Here is an 8,848-nt window from a genome sequence, read left to right on the forward strand (position 1 = left end):
CGGGTGTTGACCCGGTCTCGGCCGTGGCCGGCGACCGACGAACCGCGTCGGGCGGGGGTGTCGTCGTTCGGCTTCAGCGGGACGAACGCCCACGTGATCCTGGAACAGGCACCCGACAGTCCAGCCGCGACCGCAGCGATGCCTACTCGAGCCTTTCAACATGGACGATTCTGGCGACCACCGCTGACCGACACCCTCGCCGCAGCCGGCCTCATCGGCGCCGGACACCCCATGATCGGGGCACTTGTCGAATCTCCCGACTCGGGCGAAATACACCTCACTGGCAGCCTCAGCGTCGACGCGCAGCCCTGGCTGGCCGATCACCTGGTGCACGGCCGGGTCCTGGTGCCCGGCACCGCCTTCGTCGAGCTCGCCATCCGGGCCGCAGACCAGGCGGGGACCGGCGGGATCGACGAGCTGATCTGTGAACGTCCGCTGGTGCTGCCCGAGCACGGCAGGGTCGCCGTCCACGTCGTCGTCCGGGCCCCGGACGAGTCCGGCCGGCGCCCCGTCGCGGTGTACTCCCGTAACGACGCGGCTGTCCAGCCGTGGCAGCGCCACGCCAGTGGTCTGCTCAGCACCGCCGACACGGCCGCGACCGGGCCGCAGACTCCATGGCCGCCGGCCGGCGCCAGCACCGTGCCCATCGATGAGCTGTACGACGAACTTGCCGACCTCGGCTACGAGTACGGGCCCGCGTTCCGTGCGACGCGCGCCGCGTGGCGCCGCGACGACGAGGTGTTCGCCGAGGTCGCCGTGCCCGAACACGAGCACTCCGACGCGACCCGGTACGGGATACACCCTGCCCTGCTCGACGGCGCCCTGCACGCGGCGATTGCCGGTGACCGGGGTGCGCCCGGCGACGGCCACGCCTGGCTGCCGTTCGCCTGGACCGACGTCACATTGCACACGGCGGGCGCGGTCGCCGCACAGGCCCGGGTACGGCATCTGCCCGACGGGGCCCTGTCCGTCGTCCTCACCTCCGTCGACGGTGAACCGGTGCTCACCGTCGGCTCGCTGCTGGCCCGGCCCACGTCGGTCGACGACACCGAAGTGGACGTTACGACGGGGGCCCTGTACCGCGTCGGCTGGGACCAACTCATGCTGGCCCCCGTGACCGCACCGGCAGCCGTGGCCGTCGGCGGGAGCGCGTCCGGCCCGGTCGACGCTTCCGGTACGGCGGTGCGCGTCACCGATTTGGCAGCGCTGTCGACCGGACTGGACGACGGGCAGCCGGTACCACAGGTCGTGCTGCGCTACGCCGATGTGCCGGCGGTGCCCGACGTACCAGCCGCTGTTCGCGAGCTGATCCACCAGGTGCTCACCGACCTGCGTGCCTGGCTCGCCGACGAGCGGTTCGCCGCCTGCCGGCTCGCGATCGTGACGCGTCGGGCGGCCGCGGTCGATGCGGCCACGGCTGAACCGGCCACGGTCGTCGACGCCGCTCCGGATATCGTGGCTGCTCCGCTCTGGGGGCTGGTCCGGGCCGCCGCCGCCGAGCATCCCGCACGGTTCTGTCTGGTCGACATCGACGACACCACGACCGTTGCGGAGGTCGTCGCCGCCGCGAGCACCGCCGAGCCCGAGGTGGCGCTGCGCTCCGGCGTGGCGTGGGTGCCTCGGCTGCGCCGAGCCGAAGCACCCACTGGGCACGGGCACCAGCCGGCGTTGGGCACCGGCACCGTCCTGGTCACCGGAGGTACCGGTGGACTCGGTGCCCTGCTGGCCCGGCATCTGGTCACCGGACACGGCGTACGCCGGCTGCTGCTGGCCAGCCGACGTGGCCCCGCTGCCCCGGGCGCCCAGCAGCTGCAGGCCGACCTCGCCGCACTCGGTGCACAGGTACGGCTGGTCGCCTGCGACATCGCCGATTCGGACGAGCTCGCCACCCTGCTTGCCAGTATTCCCGACGCGTACCCGCTGAGCGCGGTGGTGCACGCAGCCGGAGTTGCCGACGGCGGCCTCATCGTCACCCAACGGCCAGCCGAGGTGGACGCGGTCCTACGCCCCAAGGTGGACGCCGCGTGGCATCTGCACGAACTGACCCGTGACCACGAGCTGGCCGCGTTCGTCCTGTTCTCCTCTGCGGGCGGCCTGGTCCTGCCGGCGGGGCAGAGCGGCTATGCCGCCGCCAACGTCTTCCTCGACGCCCTCGCCGCCCACCGGCGGGCCGCCGGCCTTCCCGCGCTCGCGTTGGCCTGGGGAGCCTGGGCAGGTCCAGCCGGCATGGCGGGCATCCTCGACGAACCGGCCCGTCAACGGCTTGACCGACACGGTGTGCCCGCGTTGCCGGTGGACCGGGCGCTCGCCCTGTTCGACGCCGCGTTGCGCGGTGCCGAACCCTGCCTGGTGCCGCTGCGGATCGACCCGGTCGCACTGCGCGAGCGGTCAGCCGACGACCTTCCGGCCCTGCTGCGCGGCGTCGTCGGCCCGTCCCGGCGGGTCAGTCGGAGCACGGCCCCCGCAACCAGATCCGGGCCGACCCTCCGGCTGCACCAGCTGCCTTCCGCGCAACGCGAGGAGCACCTACTCGCCCTGGTCACCAGGCACGTCGCCACCGCACTCGGGCACGACCGTCCAGACGGGGTGGACCCGCATCGCGCCTTTCAGGAGATGGGCTTCGACTCCCTCGCCGCAGTCGAACTGCGCAACGCCCTGGCAGCAGCGACCGGGCTGCCACTGGCGGCGTCACTGGTCTTCGACCAGCCGACCGCTGTCGCTGTCGCCCGGCACCTGGCCCAGCTGCTGGAGTCGGCGGCGGACCCGGTGAAACCACTGCTGGACGAGGTCGACCGGCTGGCCACCACGTTGGCGGCGGGCAGCCGGACCGTCGGTGACCGTGAGGCGATCACCGACCGGCTGGAGGCACTGCTACGCAGTTGGCGCACCAGCGAGGCGGCCGGACAGTCGGCGGCACCCGACCTGGGCACCGCCAGCGACGAGGAGCTGTTCGCCGCGCTCGACACCGAGTTCGGCGTGACTGGACGGGGGTGAGTGACCATGGCGACCGCCGACGAGCTGCGTGACTACCTGCGGCGTGCCACCAGCGAGCTACAGCAGACCCGACAGCAGTTGCGCGTGGCCGAGGCACGTGACCAGGAACCAATTGCGATCGTTGCGATGGGATGCCGCTATCCCGGCGGCGTGCGTTCGCCTGAGGGCCTGTGGCGGCTGGTCGTCGACGAGGTGGACGCGATCGGCGAGTTCCCCACGGACCGGGGCTGGGACGTCGAACAGCTGTACCACCCGCAACCGGGTCAACCGGGCCGCAGCTACGTACGGCATGGTGGCTTCCTCTACGACGCGGCCGAGTTCGACGCGGCGTTCTTCGGTATCAGCCCTCGGGAAGCGATGCGGGCCGACCCTCAACGGCGGCTGCTGCTGGAGGTCGCCTGGGAGGCTGCGGAGCGGGCCGGCGTCGACCCGACCTCGCTAGCCGGCACGGCGACCGGGGTCTTCGTCGGGGTGATGTACCACGACTACGCCGGTGGCGGCCCTACCGGCAGCCTCGTGTCCGGTCAGATCGCCTACAGCCTGGGGCTGGAAGGACCAGCGGTCACCGTGGACACGGCCTGCTCGTCATCGCTGGTCGCGGTGCACCAGGCGATGTGGTCGCTACGCCGGGGCGAGTGCACCCTTGCGTACGCCGGCGGGGTCACGGTGATGGGCACCCCGGAGCTGTTCGTCGACTTCAGCCGACAGCGGGCTCTCGCGCCGGACGGGCGGTGCAAGTCCTTCGCCGCTGCGGCCGACGGCGCGGCCTGGTCCGAAGGGGCCGGGTTGCTGCTGCTGGAGCGGTTGTCCGACGCCCGGCGCAACCGGCACCCGGTGCTGGCGGTGCTGCGCGGCAGCGCGGTCAACTCCGACGGGGCCTCCAACGGCATGTCCGCGCCGAACGGCCCCGCGCAGCAGCGGGTGATCCGTCGTGCGCTGCGTGACGCCGGGCTGCGGGAGTCCGACATCGCCGTGGTCGAGGCCCACGGCACCGGCACCACGCTCGGCGACCCGATTGAGGCGCAGGCCCTGCTGGCGACGTACGGTCAGCATCGCGAGCAGCCGCTGTGGCTCGGCTCCATCAAGTCCAACCTCGGGCATCCCCAGGCGGCCGCCGGGGTGGCCGGGATCATTAAGATGGTGCAGGCGATGCGGCACTCGATGCTGCCGCGGACCCTGCACGTCGACCGCCCGACCCCACAGGTGGACTGGTCGGCCGGCAACGTCGAACTGCTCACCGAGGCCCGCAAGTGGCCGGTGAACGGCCAACCGCGTCGGGCAGGCGTGTCGTCGTTCGGCTTCGGCGGCACCAACGCCCATCTGATCATCGAGGAAGCGCAGCCGGCGTCACCAGCGGCACCGCCGGCCGACGGTGGCCCGCCGCTGCCCCTGGTCCTGTCCGCCCGGACCGCCGCCGCCCTGCGTAGCCAGGCCCGGCGGTTGGTGCCGGTGGTCGCCGGCGACGAAGCGCTGTCCGACATCTGCGGCACGCTCGCCACCGGCCGCGCCGCCCTGCCGCACCGGGCGGTGGTGATTGCCACCGACCGTGCGGCGGCGGTCGACGGGCTGACGGCTGTGGCCCGAGCGACCCCGGCGGCCTCGGTGGCCAGCGGGTCCGCCGCGCCGGGCAGGCTCGCATTCGTCTGCACCGGTCAGGGCGCGCAGCGGCTTGCGATGGGGCGTGGGTTGGCCGCCGCCTACCCGTCCTTCGCGCAGGCGTGGGACGAGGTCTGCGACCGGCTGGACACTCAGCTGCCCCGGCCGCTGCGTCAGGTCGTCGACGGCGGCGACGAGCAGGTGCTCAACCAGACGGTCTACGCCCAGTCCGGGCTCTTCGCCATCGAGGTGGCGCTGATCCAACTGCTCGCCGACTGGGGGATCCGGCCCCAGCTGCTGGCCGGCCACTCGGTCGGCGAGATCAGCGCGGCGTACGCCGCCGGGGTGCTGTCCCTCGACGACGCGTGCCGGCTGGTGGTCACCCGGGGAACGCTGATGCAGGGGCTGCCCGCCGGTGGCGCGATGGCGGTGGTTCAGGCACCGGAATCCGAGGTGACCCCACTGCTCACCGGCGGGGCGGCGATAGCCGCGGTGAACACCCCCGGATCGGCGGTCGTGTCCGGGCCGCGCGAGGCGGTGACCGCCGTGACCGACCGGCTCGCCGCCGACGGCCGGCAGGTCATCTGGCTGCGGGTGTCGCACGCGTTCCACTCTCCGCTGATGGATCCGGTCCTCGACGAGTTCCAGGCCACAGTGGCTACTCTCGACCTACGCCCACCCCAGCTGCCGGTCGTGTCCACCGCCACCGGCCGGCCGGCGTCGGAGCAGCTGGCGACCGCTCAGTACTGGGCGAGCCAGATCCGTCAGCCGGTGCGGTTCGCCGACGCCGTGACCGCGCTACGTGGCCTTGGCGCGACCACCTTCGTCGAGGTCGGACCGGACGCGGCGCTGACCGGTCCGATGCGCGGTTGTCTGGGCGCCGATCCTGACGTCCAGGTGGTGCCGTTGCTGCGCCGGGGCCGGCCCGAGCCGGAGACCCTGCAGCGTGCCGTGGCCGAACTGCACGTACGCGGAATCACCCCGGACTGGTCGGCGATGCTGGGCAGCGCATCGGAGTCGGTCGATCTGCCGACGTACCCGTTCGAACGGCAACGTTTCTGGTGGGTGCCGGCACCGTACACGCCGCAGACGGAGCCACCGGCCGGTTCGGCCGAGCGACCGTCGGACACCGAACGCTCGGCCGACACCATCGGGACGGTAGGCAGCGGGGAGCAGCCGAACCCTGTCGACTCCTGGCGTTACCGGGTGCGCTGGCAGCCGGTGGCAGACCCACCAGGCCGGTCCGACCCGCCCGGACCGGGCCGGGAGAACTGGCTGGTCGCGGTACCGGCCGGGTATCCCTGGTCCGACGCGCTCGTCAACGAACTCGCCACCGACGGCGTCGGAGTCCGTACCGTCGAGGTCGGTGACGGTGACCGGGAGAGCCTGGCCGCACGGCTCACCGCACTCGCCGCCGACGCCTCGCCGCACGGCGTGCTCAGCCTGCTCGCGTCGCACGACCGCCCCGACCCGGAACATCCCACACTCACCGGTGGCAGCCGGGGAACTGTTCTGCTCTGCCAGGCACTGACCGACGCCGGGATCGAGGCACGCCTGTGGTGCGTCACCCGTCAGGCGGTCGCGGTGGATCGGTTCGACCTCCCTGCCGACCCGCACCAGGCGGCGATCTGGGGTCTGGGCGCCGGGCTGGCGATCGACCAGCCGGACACCTGGGGCGGTCTGGTCGACCTGCCCGCCCACCCCGACCGGGTAGCGGTCGCCCGGTGCGCGGCGGTGCTGCGGGCCGGCGGCCCGGAGGACCAGCTCGCGATCCGGCCGGCCGCCATCTTCGCCCGCCGGATGGTACGTGCCGGGCGTGACCCCGGCACTGCGCAGTGGCGACCCCGCGGCGCCGTCCTGGTCACCGGCGGCACCGGTGGCGTCGGCCGCCACGTGGCACGGTGGCTCGCCGACCACGGCACCGAGCACCTGGTGTTGACCAGCCGGCGCGGACCGGACGCGGCCGGCGCCGCGGACCTGGCCGCCGAGATCCGCTCACGCGGCGTCGAGGTGAGCATCGTGGCCTGCGACGTCACCGACCGGGAGGCACTGCGGGGGCTGCTCGACGGGCTGCCGGCCGTACCGCCGCTGACCGCCGTGGTCCACGCGGCCGGCACGCTGTACGGGCAGCGGCCGCTCACCCAGCTCACCGTCGCCGACTTCGCCGCCGCCGGAGCGGCGAAGATCTCCGGCGCGGTGCATCTTGACGAGCTGACCGCCCACCTGCCGCTGGACGCCTTCGTGCTGTTCACCTCCGGCGCGGCGATCTGGGGCAGCGCCCGACAACCCGGGTACGCCGCCGCGAACGCCTTCCTCGACGCGTTCGCGGCACGCCGCAGGGCTGCCGGTAGACCGGCCACCGCCATCGCCTGGGGGCCCTGGGCCGGTGGCGGCATGGTGGACGAGACGGCCAGCGCCCATCTGCGGCAACTCGGCATCGGTGAACTCGATCCGCAGTTGGCCGCCGGTCGGCTCGTCGAGGTCGGCGGGGAGGAGGCCGGTCTGGTGGTGGCCAACGTCGACTGGGCGAGATTCGGACCGATCCACACGCTTGCCCGGCCCCGACCGCTGGTCGCCGGTCTGCTGCCACCGACCGCCGGCCTGGGGCAGCCGGTCGACGGGGCCGAGGCCGGCCCGCTCGTTGTCCAGCTCGCCGGACTCGACGACGGCGAACAGTTGCAGGTTCTGTCGGAGCTGGTCCGGGCACAGGCCGCCGCCGTCCTCGGCCACGGCGACGCCACCGACGTCGCCCCGGGCACCAACTTCAAGGACCTCGGCTTCGACTCGGTCAGCGCCGTCGACTTCCGCGACCGACTCGGCGTGGCCGCCGGCCTGCGCCTACCGGCCACCATCGTGTTCGACCACGCGACCCCGGCGGCGCTGGCCACCTACCTGCGTGACGAACTGTGTGGACCGGGGTCGGAGGCGGAGCCGGTGTTGGCCATGCTGGACCGGCTGGAGGCCGTGGCCGCGCCCCTCGCACCGGACGAGATCGCGCGCACCCGCATCACCAGCAGGCTGCAGTCGCTGGTGAGCAGATTGACCGAAGTTGTTGACGGACCCGCCGTCACCGCGGTCGTTGATCGCCTCGCGGACGCGAGTGCCGATGACGTCTTCGACTTCATCGACAAGGAGCTGGGCTGATGACCACTACGGATGACGACGGTAAGCTGCTGCAGTACCTCAAGCGGGTGACCGCGGAACTCCATCAGACCCGTCGGCGACTGCACGAGGTGGAGTCGGCGGACCGGGACCCGATCGCGATCGTGGCGATGTCCTGCCGCTACCCGGGTGGCGTCACCAGCCCAGAGCAGCTGTGGCGGCTCGTCGTCGACGAGGTCGACGCGATCGGACCGTTCCCCACCGACCGCGGCTGGACCACCGGTCCGCTGCCAACCGGTGGCGAGGACGGTCCGGCCGACGGCCACGTCCGGGAGGGTGGCTTCCTCGGCGACCCGGCCGGCTTCGACGCCGAACTATTCGAAATGTCTCCCCGGGAGGCTCTGGCCACCGATCCGCAGCAACGGATCATGCTCGAGCTGGCGTGGGAGACCTTCGAACGGGCCGGGCTCGCCCCGGACTCGCTCGACGGGGCACAGGTCGGCGTGTTCGTCGGCAGCGGCGCGCAGGACTACTACGACGACCTGTCGGCGGCCGCGACGGAGGCCGTCTCCGCGTACTTCAGCACCGGCAACGCGGCCTCGGTCATCTCGAGCCGGATCTCGTACGCCTTCGGCCTGGCCGGCCCGGCGTTGACCATCGACACCGCCTGCTCGTCGTCGCTGGTGGCGCTGCACGTCGCCGCGCAGGCCCTGCGGCAGCGGGAATGCTCGATGGCGCTCGCCGGTGGCGTGATGGTGATGGCGACTCCGGGCCCGTTCGTCGCCTTCAGCCGGCAACGTGGTCTGGCGTCGGACGGGCGGTGCAAACCGTTCTCCGACGACGCCGACGGCACCGGTTGGGCCGAGGGTGCCGGCGTCCTGCTGCTGGAACGGCTCTCCGACGCCCAGCGCAACGGGCACCCCGTTCTGGCCGTCATCCGGGGATCGGCGGTCAACCAGGACGGTGCCTCCAACGGCCTGACCGCGCCGAACGGGCTGGCGCAGCAGCGGGTGATCCGGCAGGCGTTGACGGCGGCCGGGTTGTCGACGGCGGACGTGGACGTGGTGGAGGCGCACGGTACGGGCACGCGGTTGGGGGATCCGATCGAGGCGCAGGCGTTGTTGGCGACGTACGGGCAGGGGCGGGACGCGGATCG

Annotated in this window: 2 protein-coding genes and 1 pseudogene; all 3 read left to right on the forward strand. The window is 72.8% G+C overall.

Annotated features, from left to right (window positions below; genetic code table 11):
• Positions 1 to 2,722 (forward strand): annotated as a pseudogene (locus ACFHVL_RS30260) (type I polyketide synthase); the annotation flags it as partial.
• Positions 2,723 to 2,994: 272 nt separating this feature from the next.
• Entirely contained in the window at positions 2,995 to 7,734 is a 4,740-nt protein-coding gene (locus ACFHVL_RS30265; protein WP_416631984.1) for a type I polyketide synthase, read from the forward strand.
• A partial coding sequence (locus ACFHVL_RS30270) for a beta-ketoacyl synthase N-terminal-like domain-containing protein (protein WP_416631985.1) occupies positions 7,734 to 8,848 on the forward strand: 1,115 nt, incomplete at its 3' end. The genes ACFHVL_RS30265 and ACFHVL_RS30270, both read left to right, overlap by 1 nt.

The organism is Micromonospora sp. LOL_023, assembly GCF_048060115.1.
In the GTDB taxonomy this organism is placed as follows: Bacteria; Actinomycetota; Actinomycetes; order Mycobacteriales; family Micromonosporaceae; genus Micromonospora_E.